This is a genomic window from Streptomyces sp. NPDC051173 (genome assembly GCF_040689515.1).
Lineage (GTDB): Bacteria > Actinomycetota > Actinomycetes > Streptomycetales > Streptomycetaceae > Streptomyces.
Genome location: NZ_JBFBBD010000055.1, coordinates 1 through 18362 on the forward strand (window position 1 = coordinate 1; position 18362 = coordinate 18362).

Genomic DNA, 18362 nt, shown 5'->3' on the forward strand with positions numbered 1-18362 from the left:
CCAGTAGACCCGCAGCAGCCTGCTGTCGGGGAAGATCATGCGGGCCTTGTCGATGAACGCCTCGATCAGTCCTTCGGCGTCGAGGTCGAAGCGAAACCGGGGAGACCCCGGACCCCAGCGCCCTCCGGGCGCGTCCTCAACCGCCGGACGGGCTGAAATCGGGGGTCTGGGGGCTTGCCCCCAGTTCGGGAAGGGGCGGGGCTGGGGGAAAACCAACCGCTAGCCGCGCGGCGCAAGCGCCTCCCAGCGCACCGTGAGCTCGCCCTGCCGCCACCGCCGCGCGTCGTCCGTCAACGGCCACGAGTCCGCCAAAGACCCCGCCGTACGGATCCACCGCTGCCGCGCACTGAGCGCGGAATACGGCGCGGCCGCCGCCCACGCCCGGTCGAAGTCCCGGAGGAACGCGTGCACCGGCTCGCCGGGGACATTGCGGTGGATGAGGGCCTTCGGCAGGCGTTCTGCCAGGTCGGAGGGGGTGTCCAGGGAGCCGAGGCGGGCCGCGAAGGTGACCGTGCGGGGGCCCTCCGGGCCGAGGGCGACCCAGACGTGCCGGCGGCCGATCTCGTCGCAGGTGCCTTCCACGAGCAGGCCGCCCGGCGCGAGGCGCGCGCAGAGGCGGGACCAGACGGCGGCGACCTCGTCCTCGTCGTACTGCCGCAGCACGTTCGCCGCCCGGATCAGCGCGGGCGCGCGGTCCGGGCCGCCGCCGAGGGGGACCTCGAAGCCGCCGTGGGCGAAGGTCAGGCCGTCGCGTTCGTACGGCTTCGCGGCGGCGACCCGCTCGGGCTCTATCTCCACGCCGACGACCTCCGCCCCCGGGCACACGGTGCGCAGCCGGGTGAGCAGCTCGACGGCGGTCCAGGGGGCCGCTCCGTAGCCGAGGTCGACGGCGACGGGGTCACCGCTCCGGCGCAGGGCGGGGCCGTGGGTGTGGGCGATCCAGCGGTCCATGCGGCGCAGCCGGTTGGGGTTGGTGGTCCCCCGGGTGGCCGTCCCTATGGGGCGGCGGGCGGGGGCGGTACGGCTGGCCATGCGCTCAACTGTAGGTCAGCCCTCCGTCCCCGGGTCACACTTTGGTAAAGGGGAAATGGGAGGCGACCTCCGCGACGTTGCCCCCGTGTAACGCGCTGCATGCCCCCAAGAAGCGGACGGAGGACTCACCCGGTGAGCCAGTACGCATCCAGGCTCGGCGCACGCCGTGGCCGCGCGCTCGGCACCTTCGCCCAGAGCCCCCTGCGTCGCATCGGCACCCCTCGGCGCCCCCGCCGCATAGCGATGCTGAGCGTCCACACGTCGCCGCTGCACCAGCCCGGCACGGGCGACGCGGGCGGCATGAACGTCTACATCGTCGAGCTCGCCAAGCGCCTGGCCACGCTCGACATCGAGGTCGAGATCTTCACCCGGGCCACCACCGGGACCCTCCCGCCCGCCGTGGAGCTGGCCCCGGGCGTCCTGGTGCGGCACATCGACGCGGGCCCGTACGAGGGGCTGGCCAAGGAGGAGCTGCCCGCGCAGCTGTGCGCCTTCACGCACGGCGTGATGCAGGCGTGGGCGGGCCACCGGCCGGGCCACTACGACCTGGTGCACTCGCACTACTGGCTGTCCGGGCACGTCGGCTGGCTCGCGGCGGAGCGCTGGGGCGTGCCGCTGGTGCACGCCATGCACACCATGGCGAAGGTCAAGAACGCCGCGCTCGCCGCCGGCGACACCCCCGAGCCCGCCGCGCGCGTGATCGGCGAGACGCAGATCGTCCGGGCGGCGGACCGGCTGATCGCCAATACGGAGGGCGAGGCCGAGGAGCTCGTACGGCACTACGACGCCGAGCCCGGCAAGGTCGCCGTCGTCCACCCCGGTGTGAACCTCGACCGCTTCACCCCGAGCGGCGGCCGCGCGGCGGCGCGCGAGCGGCTCGGGCTGCCTGCCGATGCCCTGATCCCGCTCTTCGCGGGGCGCATCCAGCCGCTGAAGGCGCCGGACATCCTGCTGCGCGCGGTGGCCGAGCTCCTCGACCAGGACCCGGGCCTGCGCGGGCGGATGGTCGTCCCGGTGGTGGGCGGCCCCAGCGGCAGCGGCCTGGCCAAGCCGGAGGAGCTGCACAAGCTGGCCGCCCGGCTGGGCATCACCGATGTCGTACGGTTCCGGCCGCCGGTCGGCCAGGAGCAGCTCGCGGACTGGTACCGCGCGGCGTCCGTGCTGGTCATGCCGTCGTACAGCGAGTCCTTCGGCCTGGTGGCCGCGGAGGCGCAGGCGTGCGGCACGCCGGTCGTCGCGGCGGCCGTGGGCGGGCTGCCGGTGGCCGTGCGGGACGGCGTCAGCGGCTTCCTCGTCGACGGCCACGACCCCGCCGACTACGCGCGGGCGCTGCGCCGCTTCGCCGACCAGCCCTCGCTCGCGGACGCGATGGGCGCGGCCGCGGCCCGGCACGCGCGGTCCTTCGGCTGGGACACGGCGGCCGCCGCCACGGCGGACGTGTACTCCGCCGCGGTCCAGGACCGGCGGCGTCGCCTACGCTCGTCGCATGTCTGACGCGAAATCCGTCATCGAGCAGACGTTCCACGAGGCGGGCCTCGAATGGGAGAGCCCCGCCGACGGTACGTATGTGGTCAAACTCCCCGGCACCCGCAAGCTGTCGACGACCGTGTCCCTGGTCGTCGGCAAGCACTCGCTGTCGGTCAACGCCTTCGTCGTGCGCCGCCCCGACGAGAACCACGAGGCGGTGCACCGCTGGCTGCTGGAGCGCAACACGCGGCTGTACGGCGTGGCTTACGCGACGGACCGGCTCGGGGACATCTATCTGGTCGGTCGCCTGCCGCTCGCCGCGGTCACCCCGGACGAGATCGACCGCATCCTCGGCACGGTGCTGGAGAACGCGGACGGCAGCTTCAACACCCTGCTGGAGATGGGCTTCGCGAGCGCGATCCGCAAGGAGTACGCGTGGCGCACGTCGCGCGGCGAGTCGACGCGCAACCTGGAGGCGTTCGCACGCCTGACCCAGGAGGAGCGGGGCTGAGCCGGGAGGAGCGGGGCTGACGCGCACGCTCTCCCGGGGCTCGGCCCCGCGCCCTCACGCGCCCGACATGCTCGCTCCCTCGGGCTCGGGCGCGCTCTCCACCCGGCGGTCCGGGCGGGGCGCGGAGCCCCGGGAGAGCGTGCGCGTCAGCGCCCAGTAACCCGCGCCCGCGACCGTGCCCACCACCGCGCAGCCCGCCCACAGCGCGTCCGCCCCGTAGTGGTCGAGCACCGCGCCGCCCGCCAGCGGGGCGACCAGCGCGGCGCCGGACCAGGACAGCGAATAGACGCCCTGGTAGCGGCCGCGCCCGTGGACCGGGGAGAGGCGCACGACGAGGCCCATCTGCGTGGGGGAGTTGACGATCTCCGCCAGCGTCCAGACGCAGACGGTCAGCACATAGGCGGCGAGCGACCCGCCGGCGAAGGCGGTGAGCCCGAACCCGTACCCCCCGAGCAGGGCGGAGATCACCAGCAGCCGGCCCGGGTCGCGGTGCTCGATGAAGCGGGTCACGGGGATCTGGAGAGCCACGATCAGGACGCCGTTGACCGCGATCGCCATGCCGTAGTCACTGGTGGAGAAACCGTCCTTGGCCATGGCCACGGGCAGCGCCACCGAGGACTGGAGGAAGATCAGCGCGAGCAGGAAGGACAGCCCGACCACGCTCATGTAGCGCCCGTCGCGCAGCACCGTGCCCATGCTGACCGCGGGCCCCTCCGCACCGGTGGCCGCCTCGGCGGCGGCCGGGCGGGACTCCGGCAGCTTGATGAAGACGAGGACCGCGCACACCAGCGTCATGAGCGCCTCGCCGAGGAAGCCGACGAGGTAGCTGTACTGCGCGATGAACCCGGCCGCGGCCGACGAGATCGCGAAGCCGAGGTTGATGGCCCAGTAGTTGAGGGCGAAGGCCCGCACGCGGTCCTCGGGCGCCACGATGTCCGCCATCATCGCCTGCACTGCGGGCCGCGAGGCGTTGGAGGCCATGCCCACCACGAAGGCGACCGCGGCGATGGCCACCGGACTCTGCACGAACCCGAGCACGGCCACCGACACCGCGGTCGAGGTCTGGGCGATCAGCAGCGTGGGTCTGCGGCCCAGCCGGTCGGCCATCACGCCCCCGCCGATCGAGGACACGACGCTGCCGAGACCGTGCAGGGCGGCCACCAGCCCCGCGTACGAGGCGGAATAGCCCTGGTCGACGGTGAGATAGAGGGCCAGGAAGACGGAGACGAACGCCCCCAGGCGATTGACCAGGGTGGAGGTCCACAGCCACCAGAACTCCCGGGGCAACCCCGACACGCTCTCCCTGGCGGCGCGCCCCACGCTCGCTACCGACATCCCCGAACCCCCGATGTGTAAGCGTCTCCTGTGAAGCCCGCAACTTACAGAGACCGGATCACCGGGCGCCACCGAATTGACGGCAGCGGTCAATCGTCCGTACCACGGCAGGGGCGGGCGGCACCACCCCTGCCGTCGATTACGCTCATGGGCATGGCCGACGCACCGTACAAGCTGATCCTCCTCCGCCACGGCGAGAGCGAGTGGAACGCGAAGAACCTGTTCACCGGCTGGGTGGACGTCAACCTGAACGAGAAGGGCGAGAAGGAGGCTGTCCGCGGCGGCGAGCTGCTCAAGGACGCCGGTCTGCTCCCCGACGTGGTCCACACCTCCCTCCAGAAGCGCGCCATCCGCACCGCGCAGCTCGCGCTGGAGTCCGCGGACCGCCACTGGATCCCCGTTCACCGCTCCTGGCGGCTGAACGAGCGCCACTACGGCGCCCTCCAGGGCAAGGACAAGGCCCAGACCCTGGCCGAGTTCGGCGAGGAGCAGTTCATGCTCTGGCGCCGCTCCTACGACACCCCGCCGCCCGCGCTTGAGGACGGCACCGAGTTCTCGCAGAGCGACGACCCGCGCTACGCCTCGATCCCGAGCGAGCTGCGCCCGCGCACCGAGTGCCTCAAGGACGTCGTCACGCGCATGCTGCCGTACTGGTACGACGGCATCGTCCCGGACCTGCTGGCCGGCCGCACCGTCCTGGTCGCCGCGCACGGCAACTCCCTGCGCGCCCTGGTCAAGCACCTCGACGGCATCTCCGACGCCGACATCGCGGGCCTGAACATCCCCACCGGCATCCCGCTCTCCTACGAGCTCGACGCCGACTTCCGCCCGGTCAAGAAGGGCGGCACCTACCTCGACCCGGAGGCCGCCAAGGCCGCCATCGAGGCCGTGAAGAACCAGGGCAAGAAGAAGTAACCCGTTCCGACCACGGACGCGCCGCGCCCTGAGCGCGTCCGGAAAAGGCCCCCTGCCTGCGGTTCCGCCGTGGGAAGGGGGCCTTTTCGCGGGGTCCCGCGCGGTGACGGAGAGCGAGTTGGTCACCGAATGGAGCAAGAGAAGCACGGTGCGGATGCGGCGCGTGAGTAGCGGGGTGAGCCTCTTGTCAAGGAGGTAACACCATGGATTCAATCCGTACCGCTCTGTGCGGCGCCGCGGTCGTCGCGGCCTGCGCGGTGCCCGCAGCTCCCGCCTACGCCTTCGGCCACCTCGGCAACCTGGCGACCCCGGTCGAGAAGACCGCGGTCCCCGCCACCGGCCACGGCCACGACAGGGACGACTGCGACGAATGCGACGGTCGCTGGGACCACGACGGCCGCCACGACGGGCGTCATGACCACGACGGCCGGCACGACGGCCGTGACGACGACGACTGCGACGACGACGGCGACGGGCGTCACGACCACGACGGCCGGCACGACGGGCGCGGCGACCACGACGGCCGGCACGACGGACGTGGCGACCACGACGGCCGCCACGACGGGCGCGACGACCACGACGGCCGGCACGACGGGCGTCACGACCACGACGGGCGCCACGACGGCCGTGACGACCACGACGGCCGGCACGACGGGCGTGGTGACCACGACGGACGTGGTGACCACGACGGCCGGCACGACGGCCGTCACGACCACGAGGGTCGCCACGACGAGCACCGTCCGCACGGGCACGCCCACGCGGGTGGTGGAGCCACCGCACTGATGGCCTCCTCCACGGAGTCGTCCAGCGACACCCCCGTCCTCATCCTCGCCGCGGGAGCCACTGCCGGCATAGCCGGTGGCATGTTCTGGTACCGCCGCCGGGCCGCCTCGGCCAAGCAGTGATGTGACGGGAAGAAACAGGTGACATGTCAGAACCGCGCACAGGCGGCCACACCAGGCGCCTGCTGACAGGGGTGGCCTGGGCGGCCGTAGCGCTCGCCCTGTGCCTGGTAGGTGGTGGCGACGCCGACGAGCCCGCGATCGTCAAGGCCCGTAAGACCGGTGGAGCCACCGCCAAGAGCCACCCTCCCGCGCGCGGCCTGCCCCCGGTACACGAACCGTTGCCGGGGGCGGGCCCCCAAGGACTGGTCGTCAAGCCCCTGGGGATCAAAGCCCCCATCGAGGCCCACGGCCTCGACGCGCAGGGCGGCGTCGAAGCGCCCCCCTACCAACGGGCCAACACCGTGGCCTGGTACCAGGACGGCCCGCAGCCCGGCACCCCGGGCGTCGCCGTCCTCGTCGGCCACGTGGACACCAAACAGGCCCCGGCCGTCTTCTACGAACTGAGCAACACCAAGCCCGGCACGAAGATCGACGTCTCCCGCTCGGACGGCTCCACGGCCGAGTTCACCGTCGAGGACGTCTCCGTCGTCCCCAACGACCACTGGGACGACGAGAAGGTCTACGGCCCGCGCTACAAGGACGACCCGGACCGCCCCGAGCTCCGGCTGCTCACGTGCGGCGGTGACTACGACCGCAACAAGCACACCTACCTGGCGAACATCGTCGTCTACGCCTATCTCACCGGCAGCACGGAGCCGAAGCCCCCGCCACCGCCCCCCGCTCCGGTGCCACCGCCCCCCGCTCCCGTGCCCCCGCCGGACACGTGACGCGGGAGCCGGGCACGGCACGGAAGCACGGAAACACAGAACGGAAGTGGGCCCCCGGCCGGAGACACATCCGGCCGGGGGCCCACTTCCGTGAGTGACGTGCGCGCGTGCGGCTAGCCGCAGCCGCCGCCGCACTGGCACGGTCCGCCGGACTGGCAGCCGCACGAGCACCCGGGGCCGCACTGACAGCCTGAGGCCGGGGTCGGAGGGGTGTGGGTCATCTGCGGTACCTCCTCGAAGGGTGGTCTGCCTGACTCTCAGTCAAGGACGGTCCGCTTCGCCCGTCAATGCCCCTCACGTACGGGTGTCCGGGCGCACGGAGGGCGCATCGGCGCACTCCGTGAGATCACGCGCCGTCCACTGCTCCCGTACGCCCCTCGCCCTGGGCCAGCTCGTCGGCGTGCTCGCCGGTCACCAGATAGACCACCCGCTTGGCGACCGAGACCGCGTGGTCGGCGAACCGCTCGTAATAGCGACCCAGCAGCGTCACGTCGACGGCCGTCTCGATGCCGTGCTGCCAGCGGTCGTCCATCAGATGCTGGAAGAGCGCGCGGTGCAGCAGGTCCATCGCGTCGTCGTCGTGCTCCAGCTGGAGCGCCAGATCGACGTCCTTGGTGATGATCACCTCGCCCGCCTTGGCCATCAGGCGCTGCGCCAGCTGCCCCATCTCCAGGATCGTGGCGTGCAGGTCGCGCGGGACCGCCGTGTCCGGGAAGCGCAGCCGGGCCAGCTTGGCCACGTGCTGCGCGAGGTCGCCGGAGCGCTCCAGGTCGGCGCTCATGCGCAGCGACGTCACCACGATCCGCAGGTCGGTGGCGACCGGCTGCTGGCGGGCCAGCAGGGCGATCGCCCGCGCCTCCAGGTCCCGCTGGAGGTCGTCCACCTTGGCGTCCGCGGCGATCACGGACTCCGCCAGCTTGAGGTCCGCGTCCAGGATCGCCGTGGTGGCGCGCCCGATCGCGGAACCGACGAGCCGGGCCATCTCGACGAGGCCCTCGCCGATCGAGTCGAGCTCCTCGTGGTACGCGTCCCGCATCCCTGACCTTCTCTCCTGCTCGATGGAACGCCGTGCGGAGCTGTGCGGTCCCGTCGCGTGCCCGGACCGCTTCCGCCGGCGGATCCCACGTTCCGGCCGGAACGCTACGGCCCGCGGCCTCCGGAGTGAATCCGTGCTGTCCTGAAGGTGAACTCTCAGCAACGTATGTTCGAGATGGCACTCGTTTGGCTGTGGATGCGTCCCGGGCCCCGCATAACCTTGACTCATGAACGTGAACGCGGCCGTCGCCGCAGCGGCAGCGATCGCCGGTCTGTGCACCGGGGTGATCGCCATGCTGGCGTTCCGCTGGAGCGAACGGGACCAGGCGAGGCCCACCCGCAGCTCCCTGCACACCGACGCCGTGCTCCCTCCCGGCGTCGACACGGTGCTGTCGGTGCTGCGCTCCTCGGCCGTCGTCCTCGACGAGGCCGACACCGTGGTCAAGGCCAGCTCCGCGGCGTACGCCCTGGGGCTGGTCCGCGGCGGGAAGCTGGCCGTCGAGCCGATGCTCCAGATGGCGCGCGACACCCGCCGCGACGGCGAGATACGCCAGGTCGAGCTCGACCTGCCGCGGCGCGGCACGGGCCGCGGCGACGCCCTCGCGGTTTCGGCCAGAGTGGCACCGCTCGGCTCCCGGCTGGTGCTGCTGCTGGTCGAGGACCTCACCGAGGCGCGCCGCATCGAGGCCGTGCGCCGGGACTTCGTCGCCAACGTCAGCCACGAGCTCAAGACGCCGGTCGGCGCGCTCTCCCTGCTGTCCGAGGCCGTCATGGACGCCGCCGAGGACCCCGAGGCCGTCAACCGCTTCGCCGGCCGGATGCAGATCGAGGCCACCCGGCTCACCAACCTCGTCCAGGAGCTCATCGACCTCTCCCGCGTGCAGAACGACGACCCGCTGGAGGACTCCGAGCCCGTCCGGGTCGACGAGCTGGTCGCCGAGGCCATCGACCGCTGCCGCCACCAGGCCGGCACCAAGCAGATCACCATGGCCGCCGGGGGCACCGCAGACCTGCACGTCTGGGGCAACCGCGGCCAGCTCGCCGCCGCGCTCGGCAACCTCGTGGAGAACGCGGTCAACTACAGCCCCGCCCGTACGCGCGTCGGCATCGCCGCCCGCCACATCGCCGCGCCCGGCGGCGACCTCATCGAGATCGCCGTCACCGACCAGGGCATCGGCATCTCGGAGAAGGACCGCGAGCGGATCTTCGAGCGCTTCTACCGCGTCGACCCGGCGCGCTCGCGCGCCACCGGCGGGACCGGCCTCGGCCTCGCCATCGTCAAGCACGTGGCCGCCTCGCACGGCGGGGAGGTCACGGTCTGGAGCGCCGAAGGCCAGGGCTCCACCTTCACCCTGCGGCTCCCGGAGGCCGGATCGGTCCGCGACCGGGACCGCCGCGGCCCCCGCCGCATCGACGACACCCTCATCAGCGAACACCTTCCCACCCCGGAGGTGCTTCCGTGACCCGTGTTCGGGGAACGACCCCCGTTGCCCCCACAGAGACCCGACCGGAGGTCCACCCGTGACCCGTGTGCTCGTCGTCGAGGACGAGGAATCCTTCAGCGACGCTTTGTCCTACATGCTCCGCAAGGAAGGGTTCGAGGTCGCCGTCGCCGCCACCGGGCCCGACGGGCTGGACGAGTTCGAGCGCAACGGCGCCGACCTGGTCCTGCTCGACCTGATGCTCCCCGGCCTGCCCGGCACGGAGGTCTGCCGCCAGCTGCGGGGGCGCTCCAACGTCCCGGTCATCATGGTGACCGCCAAGGACAGCGAGATCGACAAGGTCGTCGGCCTGGAAATAGGAGCCGACGACTACGTGACCAAGCCCTTCTCCTCCCGCGAGCTGGTGGCCCGCATCAGGGCCGTCCTGCGCCGCCGCGGCGAGCCCGAGGAGGTCACCCCCGCGGCCCTGGAGGCGGGCCCCGTCCGGATGGACGTCGACCGGCACGTCGTCACCGTCTCGGGCGGCAAGGTCGACCTGCCGCTGAAGGAGTTCGACCTCCTGGAGATGCTGCTGCGCAACGCGGGCCGGGTGCTCACCCGTATGCAGCTCATCGACCGGGTCTGGGGCGCGGACTACGTCGGCGACACCAAGACCCTCGACGTGCACGTCAAGCGGCTGCGCGCCAAGATCGAGCCCGACCCGGGCGCGCCGCGCTATCTGGTGACGGTCCGCGGCCTGGGCTACAAGTTCGAGCCGTAGCGGGCGGGCGTACGGGGGGCCGCACGGCCGCCCGCGCGCCGGAGCCGACGCACAGACACGGAGGGGCCCGGAAGCACATGCTTCCGGGCCCCTCCGTGTCTCTGCTGTGTCGCTGTGCCGGTCAGCCCGTCAGGGTCAGTGACCGGCGTGCTGCCGGCCGCCCTGCGACGGCTCACCGGCGCCCGGCTTCTCGGCGCCCTGCTGGCCCTCCGGGGCGCCCGAAGCGCCCGTGGAGCCCTCGGCGCCGGGCTTGCCCGGCTTGCCGGACTGCGCCGGGGAGGAGGACTGCGACGGGGCGGAGGAGGGCACCTCGGTGGGGCCCCACTCCTTGAAGTAGCTCTTCGCGGGCACGACGAAGGCGCCGATGTCCACCGCGCCGGTGTCGCTGAAGTCGAAGGTCAGCTTCTGCTGCTCGCCGTCCTTGAGCGACTCGCGGCCGTTCGGCAGGACCGCGGAGGCGTTGCCCTTGCCGCCGAGGACGACGGAGCCGCCCGCGGGCACGACGAGCTGGCCGGAACCACTCGCGGGGGTGATCTTCACGGTGGCGTTCTTGCCGGCCAGGGAGATCGCGCGCAGCGTCTGGTCCTTGCGGCCGTTGTTGAAGAGCTTGCCGGTGATCACGGCCGGGCCCTTGGCGTCCAGGTCCGGCTGGGTGATCACGTTCATGTTCTGGAGCTTGACGTCGCCGACCGAGGTGGCGGCGTTGTCCGGCTTGACCTCAAGCGTCTGCGCGCTGTTGCCCGCCGCGCAGGCGGAGAGCGAGGCGATCGAGAGCACGAGGGCGGAAGCGGCGAGAGTGCCGCGTCGAAGGCTGCTGCTCACGGCGGCGGCATCTCCTTGGACGAAGTAAGAGGTGTGTCAGCGCGCTTAGGTTACCGAGCCCCGTCCGGGCCCTCGCACCCGACCCGCCCCCATGGTCAACTAGGCCCCTGTCGGCGGCATGGCCGAATATCCGCCCCGAACGCCCGCGGAGCCGAGTGGCGGGTGATGCGCGGGATTATCCGCAAGGAATGCGGGAGACCCCGGGAAGATGTCCCGGAATTGATCAAGACGCCCGTGATCAATTCCGGAATCCGGGCGGCCGAAGAGACTCCGGCCCCGAACGGACTAGCGGAAGTCCGCCGACCGGACCCCGGCAAAACGGGACGTTCGGCCGCTCGCGAGCCACTCCGCACGCGTGTAACGTGCCCGTTTCGCCTTGCCCGAAGAACGGCTCCGACCTGCGAATACCCGCTTCCGGAACCCTCCCGCAGCACGTTCCGGTTGCTGTTGTCAAGCCCCGAGATATGCCCTGACCTGCGGAAACGCCATTCAGAACGGGCAGTTCCCGTGTTAGACTGGATAGCCACGGAAGGGGTACCTGTCACATGACGTTCAAGGTTGGCGACACCGTGGTCTATCCCCATCACGGGGCCGCGCTGATCGAGGCCATCGAAACTCGCCAGATCAAAGGCGTGGACAAGACCTACTTGGTGCTGAAGGTCGCCCAGGGTGACCTGACGGTTCGGGTGCCGGCGGACAATGCGGAGTTCGTCGGTGTGCGCGATGTGGTCGGCCAGGATGGGCTGGACCGGGTCTTCGAGGTGCTGCGCGCACCGTATGCGGAAGAGCCGACGAACTGGTCCCGTCGCTACAAGGCAAATCTCGAGAAGCTCGCGTCCGGTGACGTGATCAAGGTCGCCGAGGTCGTGCGCGACCTGTGGCGTCGTGAGCGCGAGCGCGGACTCTCCGCCGGTGAGAAGCGCATGCTCGCGAAGGCGCGCCAGATCCTGGTCAGCGAGCTCGCCCTCGCGGAGAACACGAACGAGGACAAGGCCGAGGCCCTGCTCGACGAGGTTCTCGCGTCCTGACGCAGCGCTCCACTCGCCATCGGGGCTCGTCATCGAGCCACTCGCTGTCGGTGGAGCACAGCAGCGCTGCGCGCAACGCAGCAGGTGCCGGACGAAAGAAGTGCCGCGGTGCCCGCGCGATGACGTCTGTCATCCGCCGGGCGCTGCGGCATCTCTGCTCCGGCGCCGGGTTTTCACGCCGTGCTTGGCGTGCCGGGCCCGGGCAGCCGACCCGACCAGTGTCACGGAAGGGGCTGGTCGGGGCGTCGTGCCCGGCACGCTGAGGCCATACCCAATTCGGCCGAGGAAGCAAACCTGAACGCCAACGCAATGTCTGATCGAGCCCCCGCCGTCACTCCTTCGCGCACCGCGGCGGTGATCCCCGCGGCCGGCCGCGGCGTCCGCCTCGGCCCGGGTGCCCCCAAGGCCCTGCGCACGCTGAACGGCACCCCGATGCTGGTCCACGCCGTACGGGCGATGGCCGCCTCCCGCGCCGTGAGCCTCGTCGTCGTGGTCGCCCCGCCGGACGGCGCCCCCGAGGTCCGTAACCTCCTCGACGACCACCCGCTCACCGGCCACGGCCCGGCCGAGATCCTGGTCGTCCCCGGCGGCGAGACCCGGCAGGAGTCCGTCCGCCTCGGCCTCAAGGCCCTCCCCGGCGACATCGACATCGTCCTGGTGCACGACGCCGCGCGCCCCCTGGTGCCCGTCGACACCGTCGACGCCGTGATCTCCGCCGTACGGGACGGCGCTCCCGCCGTCGTGCCGGCGCTGCCGCTGGCCGACACGGTCAAGCGGGTCGAGCCCCGCACGGGTGACGCCGAGGGCGAGCCCGAGCCCGTCGTCGGGACGCCCGAGCGGGCGCTGCTGCGGGCCGTGCAGACCCCGCAGGGCTTCGACCGGCGCACCCTCGACGAGGCCCACGAGCAGATCGCCACGGAGGGCGAGGGCGCCACGGACGACGCCGGGCTCGTGGAGCGCCTCGGCAGGCCGGTCGTCGTGGTGCCCGGCCACGAGGAGGCATTCAAGGTGACCCGGCCGCTGGACCTCGTCCTGGCCGAGGCCGTACTCGCCCGCAGGAGGGCCAATGATCGGTACTAGCCACTCCGCCCAGATCATTCCGCTCGTGGGCATCGGCACCGACGTGCACGCCTTCGAGGAGGGCCGCGAGCTGTGGTGCGCGGGCCTGCTCTGGGAGGACGCCACGCACGGCCTCGCCGGCCACTCCGACGGCGACGTCGCCGCGCACGCCGCGTGCGACGCGCTGTTCTCCGCCGCGGGCGTCGGTGACCTCGGCGAGCACTTCGGCACGGACCGCCCGGAGTGGTCCGGCGCGTCCGGCGTCACCCTGCTGGCCGAAGCGGCGCGGATCGTCCGCGCGGAGGGCTTCGAGATCGGCAATGTCTCGGTCCAGGTGATCGGCGTACGCCCGAAGATCGGCAAGCGGCGCCAGGAGGCCCAGAAGGCCCTCTCCGAGGCGATCGGGGCCCCCGTGTCGGTCTCCGGCACCACGAGCGACGGTCTGGGCCTCACGGGCCGCGCGGAGGGCCTCGCGGCCGTCGCCACGGCGCTGGTCTTCCCGAGGATCTGACCGGCCCGGCCTCGGGGGCATACGGTGGGCGACGCGCGGTGACCATCCGGTCACTGCGCGCGAAGCCCCATTCGTCACCCGAGGGAAGGATCCGCGCCGTGTCCGCCGAACTCTCCGACGACCTGAAGAAGCTTCTCGACGACAGCCCCGTCTTCGCGACCGTGGGGACCGTCCAGCCCGACGGCAGCCCCCAGCTGTCCGTCACCTGGATCACGCGCGACGGGGACGACCTGCTGATCTCCACGACCGTCGGCCGCCGCAAGGAGAAGAACCTGCGGCGGGACCCGCGGGTGACCGTGATGATCAACCCGCACAACGCGCCCTACACGTACGCCGAGGTACGGGGAACGGCCACGCTGACCACCGCGGGCGGTCAGGAGCTGATCAACACGCTGTCCCGGAAATACACCGGGAAGGATTACGCGGACTTCAACCCGGCGGCGGCGGACGACGCGCAGCGCGTGGTCGTACGGGTGAGCCCGCGCAAGGTCGTCGGCTCGCTCTGACCCCTGCTCTGCCCCCTGATCCGACAACGCCCCGCCGGGGACGGGCCGGGAAGGCCCGCCCGCCCGGCGGGGCGTGCGATCAGGGGGTTCAGGCGCGGTCGGACTTGCCCGCGCCCACGCGGTCCGGCTCGGCGGGTTCGTACAGCCTGACCCGCTTCGGCATCGGCAGTCCCTCCCGCGTCTGCGCGGTCGGCTGGGCGGGGGCGGGCGGCGCCGAATTGCGGCGCATCTCGTCCATCCCCTTCAGCAGGCCCTTGCGCAGTCTCCTGCCCAGCGGCCGCTCCACGTACTTGTGCAGCAGCCACGCCGCGCCCAGCATCACCACGACCAGGCTCGGTACGAGCACGTGCGGAGCGATGCGGTCGCGCAGGGCGTAGATGACGGTCATGCCGATGTACTGGTGGATCAGGTACACCGGATAGGTGAGCGCGCCCGCCGTCGACAGCCAGCGCCACTGCACGCGGTTGAGCTTGCCCAGCGCGATCAGCGCCATCAGCGCGAAGGCCACGACGATGATCAGCGTGGCCGGCCAGGTCGGGACCGTGTGGCTGGCGTTGTCCGCCACCCGCCGCGGCACGTGGTGCAGGGCGAGCAGCAGCGACATGACCACGATGCCCCAGAGCAGCGCCGTGGGCTTGTAGCGGTACATCAGGTAGAAGGCGATGCCCGCGATGAAATACGGCGCGTAGAGCGGCATCGCCCACATGTCGAGGATCTTGCTGTCCACGCTGGACGAGGTGACCGCGGCCACCGTCCAGATGCCGCAGAAGAGCACGCACTTGCGGTACGTCACGCCGGTGGCGACGACGATCGCGAAGAGCACGTAGAACTTCAGCTCGATGAAGAGCGTCCAGTAGACACCGTCGACGTCCCAGACCCCGACGCCCGTCTGGAGCATGGTCAGGTTGGTGAGGACCGCGTCCCAGTTCTGCACCTGGCGCACCTGCGGCCACAGGGTGACCACGGTCGCGGTCAGGAAGATCGCCACCCAGTAGGCCGGATAGATCCGGGACGCCCGGGAGACCACGAAGTCGCCCAGGGAGCGCCCCCAGGTGCTCATGCAGATGACGAACCCGCTGATCAGGAAGAAGATCTCGACACCTGTCCACCCGTAGCGGGCGAACATCTGGAGGTGGGGGAAGATCTCCCGGGTATCGCGGCCCCAGCCGCCGCGCAGGGCGACGTAGTGGAACATCACGACCATCAGGGCCGCGACGATGCGGAGCCCGTCCAGGACATAGAGCCGCGGTGCTGACTGCGGGACGGCTGCCCGGCCGCCATCGAGTTCACCTCGTCTGGCGAAACGCATGTCGTCCTCTCCGATTGGCTGAAGTCGGCTCATCCTACGCAGGCCCATTCGTACGCATGCTGGCATAGGAAGCCCCCGTGCTGCCGTGACAGTTATCTCTTGTCTCTCGAGTATTTCCAAGCCCCGCCCTGTCGTGATCTTCACAAGGGTCCACGGATATCCGTACAAGGCAGGTCACCCCGCCCGGATATCCGTCGCCGCCCGGCGCAGACCGCGCCCGAGCGCCCCGGCCAGCGGACGTTCCACGTACCGGTGCACCAGCCACGCGGCCTGGAGCATTCCCAGGACGAGGGCCGGGAGCAGGACGTAGCGCGGCACCAGGCCGGCGGTGTGCCGGATGACCAGCCAGCCGACGCGTTCGTGGATCAGATAGAGCGGGTAGGTCAGCGCTCCGGCCGTGGTCAGCCACCGCCGGTCCAGCCGCCGGGTCCGGCCGAGCGCCACCGCCGCGACCGCGACGAAGAACAAGGTCAGCAGGGCTGTCGTCGGCCAGTGCGGCACGTGCCGGCCCATGTGGCCTTCCGCGCGCGCCTGGGCGTCGAGAAGGGCGTGCTGGGCGATCAGGAAACAGCTGCCCACGATCATCCAGAGCGCCATATTCGGGCGGAAGCGGTACATCAGGTAGAAGGCGATACCGGCGATGAAATACCAGCAGTCCTCCGGCATGAGGACCTGGTCGAGCACCGGGTCGTGCACCGCGGTGGCGACGGCCCCCGCGAATCCCCAGACCGCGCAGAAACCGACGGCCCGCCGATAGGTGAGTCCCCGCCAGGCGATCAGCGCGAAGAGCAGATAAAAGCGCATCTCGACCCAGAGCGTCCAATAGACGCCGTCGACCGAGTCCACCCCCAGAGGCGATTGCAGCATCGTCAGGTTGACGGCGACATCCCTCGGACGGAGGGTTTCGTCCACCGCGGGCCACAAATAGACGGCGAGGGTGACGAGGAGCACTCCGAACCAGTACGCGGGGAAGAGCCGCGTGACGCGTGACACGGCGAACTGCCCGACGCTCTTGCCCCAGCAGCTCATACAGATCACGAAGCCACTGATCAGGAAGAACAGCTGCACGCCCAGCCAGCCGTAGGACGCGGGCAGGAAGGCCGTCGGGAAGACCGCCGCGGACGGCCGCTCCCAGATCCCGCTGCCGAAGGCCACGTAGTGGTAGGCCACCACCATCAGCGCGGCGAACAGCCGCAGCCCGTCCAGCGCGGCCAGCCGCCCGCGCCGCTCGCCGCCCGCCGGTCCGCACGCCGTCTCCAGCGGCCCGGCAGGCGGGCCGGGCCGTTCGGGGTGCTCCTGTTGTACCGGCAGAGTGGAGTGCAACACCCCTCCAGGTTTCCGCGGCGTCCCACCGAGAAGTCGTCACCGAGAAGTTGGCTTCGTGCCGCGGAAGTTACCACGCGAAGTTATATTTTTGGCGCAATAAGCAAATAAGGGGCAAAACGTTCCGTCCGACGAACGAACCCGCCGTTTGCCCGGGGCACTGCCCGGAGCCCACTACCCTGGTTCCGTGACCATTCGCCTGTACGACACCAGCGCCCGGCAGATCCGTGACTTCTCCCCGCTCACGCCGGGCTGCGTCTCGATCTACCTCTGTGGCGCGACCGTGCAGGCCGCTCCGCACATCGGACATATCCGCTCCGGTCTCAACTTCGACATCATGCGCCGCTGGTTCGCCCACCGCGGCTATGACGTGACCTTCGTGCGCAACGTCACGGACATCGACGACAAGATCATCAAGAAGTCCGCCGAGCAGGGCCGCCCTTGGTGGTCGATCGGCTATGAGAACGAGCGCGCCTTCAACAGCGGTTACGACGTGCTCGGCTGCCTGCCGCCCACCGTCGAGCCCCGCGCCACCGGCCACGTCACCGAGATGGTCGAGATGATGCGCGGCCTGATCGAGCGCGGCCATGCCTACGAGGCGGAGGGCAACGTCTACTTCGACGTGCGCTCCTTCCCCGGCTACCTCGAACTCTCCAACCAGGAGCTGGACAACCTGCTCCAGCCGTCCGGTGAGGGCGAGACCGGCAAGCGCGACCCCCGCGACTTCGCGATGTGGAAGGCCGCCAAGCCCGGCGAGCCCTCCTGGGAGACCCCGTGGGGCCGCGGCCGGCCGGGCTGGCACCTGGAGTGCTCGGCCATGGCGCACAAGTACCTGGGCAAGGCGTTCGACATCCACGGCGGCGGCCTGGACCTGATCTTCCCGCACCACGAGAACGAGATCGCCCAGGCCAAGGCCTTCGGTGACGACTTCGCCTCCTACTGGGTGCACAACGCCTGGGTGACCATGAGCGGCGAGAAGATGTCGAAGTCGCTCGGCAACTCCGTGCTCGTCTCCGAGATGGTCAAGCACTGGCGCCCGATCGTCCTGCGCTACTACCTCGGCACCCCGCACTACCGGTCGATGATCGAGTACAGCGAGGAGGCGCTGCGCGAGGCGGAGGCCGCTTTCGCGCGGATCGAGGGCTTCATCCAGCGGGTCGTGGAGAAGGCCGGTCCGGTCGAGCCCGCCGCCGAGGTGCCGCCCGCCTTCGCCGAGGCGATGGACGACGACCTGGGCGTCCCCCAGGCCCTCGCGATCGTCCACACCACTGTGCGCCAGGGCAACTCCGCGCTGACCGCTGACGACAAGGAGTCCGCTGTCGCCCGGCTGGCCGAGGTCCGCGCCATGCTCGGCGTGCTCGGCCTCGACCCGCTCGACGCGCAGTGGGCCGGTGCCGCGTCCGGCCGCGGTGACGATCTGCACGGCGTGGTGGACTCGCTGGTCAGGCTGGTGCTCGAGCAGCGCCAGGCCGCCCGCGGCCGCAAGGACTACGCCACCGCCGACGCCATCCGCGACCAGCTCCAGCAGGCGGGCCTCGCCATCGAGGACACCCCGTCCGGCCCCCGCTGGTCCCTGTCGTAGCGGGCCCGGCACCCGAGCGACGCCGCCCGTCCTGAGAGACACTTTTCGTACGT

At 71.1% G+C, this 18362-nt stretch carries 18 protein-coding genes and 1 pseudogene; 12 read left to right on the forward strand and 7 right to left on the reverse strand.

Going from position 1 to position 18362, the window contains the following annotated elements; translation table 11 throughout:
- Positions 1 to 90, reverse strand: a pseudogene (locus tag AB0435_RS24585) (NYN domain-containing protein); the annotation flags it as partial.
- Between the two features lie 129 nt (positions 91 to 219).
- The gene (locus AB0435_RS24590; protein WP_366005520.1) at positions 220 to 1032 is read right to left on the reverse strand and encodes a class I SAM-dependent methyltransferase; all 813 of its coding nucleotides are present in this window, start codon (positions 1030 to 1032) and stop codon (positions 220 to 222) included.
- Positions 1033 to 1164: 132 nt separating this feature from the next.
- Between AB0435_RS24590 and mshA the strand changes: the two genes are divergently transcribed.
- Entirely contained in the window at positions 1165 to 2526 is a 1362-nt protein-coding gene (gene mshA / locus AB0435_RS24595; protein WP_366427965.1) for a D-inositol-3-phosphate glycosyltransferase, read from the forward strand.
- On the forward strand, positions 2519 to 3010 hold the full coding sequence (locus AB0435_RS24600) for a YbjN domain-containing protein (protein ID WP_366005519.1): 492 nt from the start codon (positions 2519 to 2521) through the stop codon (positions 3008 to 3010). The genes mshA and AB0435_RS24600 overlap by 8 nt, the downstream gene beginning before the upstream one ends.
- Before the next feature lie 54 nt (positions 3011 to 3064).
- On the opposite strand, the gene AB0435_RS24605 is transcribed toward AB0435_RS24600, so the two are convergent.
- A complete protein-coding gene (locus AB0435_RS24605) occupies positions 3065 to 4345 on the reverse strand; it encodes an MFS transporter (RefSeq protein WP_366005518.1) in 1281 nt (426 codons plus the stop codon).
- A gap of 153 nt (positions 4346 to 4498) precedes the next feature.
- Between AB0435_RS24605 and AB0435_RS24610 the strand changes: the two genes are divergently transcribed.
- The 3 genes from AB0435_RS24610 (at position 4499) to AB0435_RS24620 (ending at position 6932) form a co-directional block, all read left to right on the forward strand.
- Complete coding sequence (locus AB0435_RS24610) at positions 4499 to 5260, forward strand: phosphoglyceromutase (protein WP_366005517.1); 762 nt, start codon at positions 4499 to 4501, stop codon at positions 5258 to 5260.
- A 203-nt stretch (positions 5261 to 5463) separates the two neighbouring features.
- Complete coding sequence (locus AB0435_RS24615; protein ID WP_366005516.1) at positions 5464 to 6165, forward strand: hypothetical protein; 702 nt, start codon at positions 5464 to 5466, stop codon at positions 6163 to 6165.
- 23 nt (positions 6166 to 6188) lie between these two features.
- Positions 6189 to 6932, forward strand: coding sequence for a class F sortase (locus tag AB0435_RS24620; RefSeq protein WP_366427966.1), 744 nt, complete (start codon positions 6189 to 6191; stop codon positions 6930 to 6932).
- A gap of 346 nt (positions 6933 to 7278) precedes the next feature.
- On the opposite strand, the gene phoU is transcribed toward AB0435_RS24620, so the two are convergent.
- Positions 7279 to 7968, reverse strand: coding sequence for a phosphate signaling complex protein PhoU (gene phoU / locus AB0435_RS24625; protein WP_366005514.1), 690 nt, complete (start codon positions 7966 to 7968; stop codon positions 7279 to 7281).
- A 226-nt stretch (positions 7969 to 8194) separates the two neighbouring features.
- On the opposite strand from phoU, the gene AB0435_RS24630 reads away from it, so the two are divergent.
- Both AB0435_RS24630 and AB0435_RS24635 read left to right on the forward strand, forming a co-directional pair.
- Positions 8195 to 9430 carry an ATP-binding protein gene (locus AB0435_RS24630; RefSeq protein WP_366005513.1) on the forward strand — a complete coding sequence of 412 codons (1236 nt, stop codon included), beginning with the start codon at positions 8195 to 8197 and terminating at the stop codon, positions 9428 to 9430.
- Positions 9431 to 9488: 58 nt separating this feature from the next.
- Positions 9489 to 10169: a response regulator transcription factor gene (locus tag AB0435_RS24635; protein ID WP_017242433.1), complete on the forward strand. Its 681-nt coding sequence runs from the start codon at positions 9489 to 9491 to the stop codon at positions 10167 to 10169.
- 135 nt (positions 10170 to 10304) lie between these two features.
- On the opposite strand, the gene AB0435_RS24640 is transcribed toward AB0435_RS24635, so the two are convergent.
- Positions 10305 to 10991: a DUF461 domain-containing protein gene (locus AB0435_RS24640; protein WP_366005512.1), complete on the reverse strand. Its 687-nt coding sequence runs from the start codon at positions 10989 to 10991 to the stop codon at positions 10305 to 10307.
- A 545-nt stretch (positions 10992 to 11536) separates the two neighbouring features.
- Here AB0435_RS24640 and AB0435_RS24645 point away from each other — a divergent pair.
- The 4 genes from AB0435_RS24645 to AB0435_RS24660 all read left to right on the forward strand — a co-directional run bounded on the left by AB0435_RS24645 (position 11537) and on the right by AB0435_RS24660 (position 14095).
- Positions 11537 to 12019, forward strand: coding sequence for a CarD family transcriptional regulator (locus AB0435_RS24645; protein ID WP_003953493.1), 483 nt, complete (start codon positions 11537 to 11539; stop codon positions 12017 to 12019).
- 309 nt (positions 12020 to 12328) lie between these two features.
- Complete coding sequence (gene ispD / locus AB0435_RS24650; RefSeq protein WP_366005511.1) at positions 12329 to 13099, forward strand: 2-C-methyl-D-erythritol 4-phosphate cytidylyltransferase; 771 nt, start codon at positions 12329 to 12331, stop codon at positions 13097 to 13099.
- Positions 13086 to 13589 (forward strand): 2-C-methyl-D-erythritol 2,4-cyclodiphosphate synthase, encoded by a 504-nt coding sequence (ispF, locus tag AB0435_RS24655; protein WP_366005510.1) that lies wholly within the window; start codon positions 13086 to 13088, stop codon positions 13587 to 13589. The genes ispD and ispF overlap by 14 nt, the downstream gene beginning before the upstream one ends.
- A gap of 98 nt (positions 13590 to 13687) precedes the next feature.
- Positions 13688 to 14095 (forward strand): PPOX class F420-dependent oxidoreductase, encoded by a 408-nt coding sequence (locus AB0435_RS24660; protein ID WP_366005509.1) that lies wholly within the window; start codon positions 13688 to 13690, stop codon positions 14093 to 14095.
- An 88-nt stretch (positions 14096 to 14183) separates the two neighbouring features.
- On the opposite strand, the gene AB0435_RS24665 is transcribed toward AB0435_RS24660, so the two are convergent.
- Together AB0435_RS24665 and AB0435_RS24670 are read right to left on the reverse strand one after the other, a co-directional pair.
- A complete protein-coding gene (locus AB0435_RS24665; protein WP_366427967.1) occupies positions 14184 to 15404 on the reverse strand; it encodes an acyltransferase in 1221 nt (406 codons plus the stop codon).
- A gap of 174 nt (positions 15405 to 15578) precedes the next feature.
- Positions 15579 to 16730 (reverse strand): acyltransferase, encoded by a 1152-nt coding sequence (locus AB0435_RS24670; RefSeq protein ID WP_366005507.1) that lies wholly within the window; start codon positions 16728 to 16730, stop codon positions 15579 to 15581.
- A gap of 184 nt (positions 16731 to 16914) precedes the next feature.
- Here AB0435_RS24670 and cysS point away from each other — a divergent pair, with 184 nt between their 5' ends.
- On the forward strand, positions 16915 to 18309 hold the full coding sequence (gene cysS / locus AB0435_RS24675; protein ID WP_366427968.1) for a cysteine--tRNA ligase: 1395 nt from the start codon (positions 16915 to 16917) through the stop codon (positions 18307 to 18309).
- The last annotated feature ends 53 nt before the right edge of the window (positions 18310 to 18362 follow it).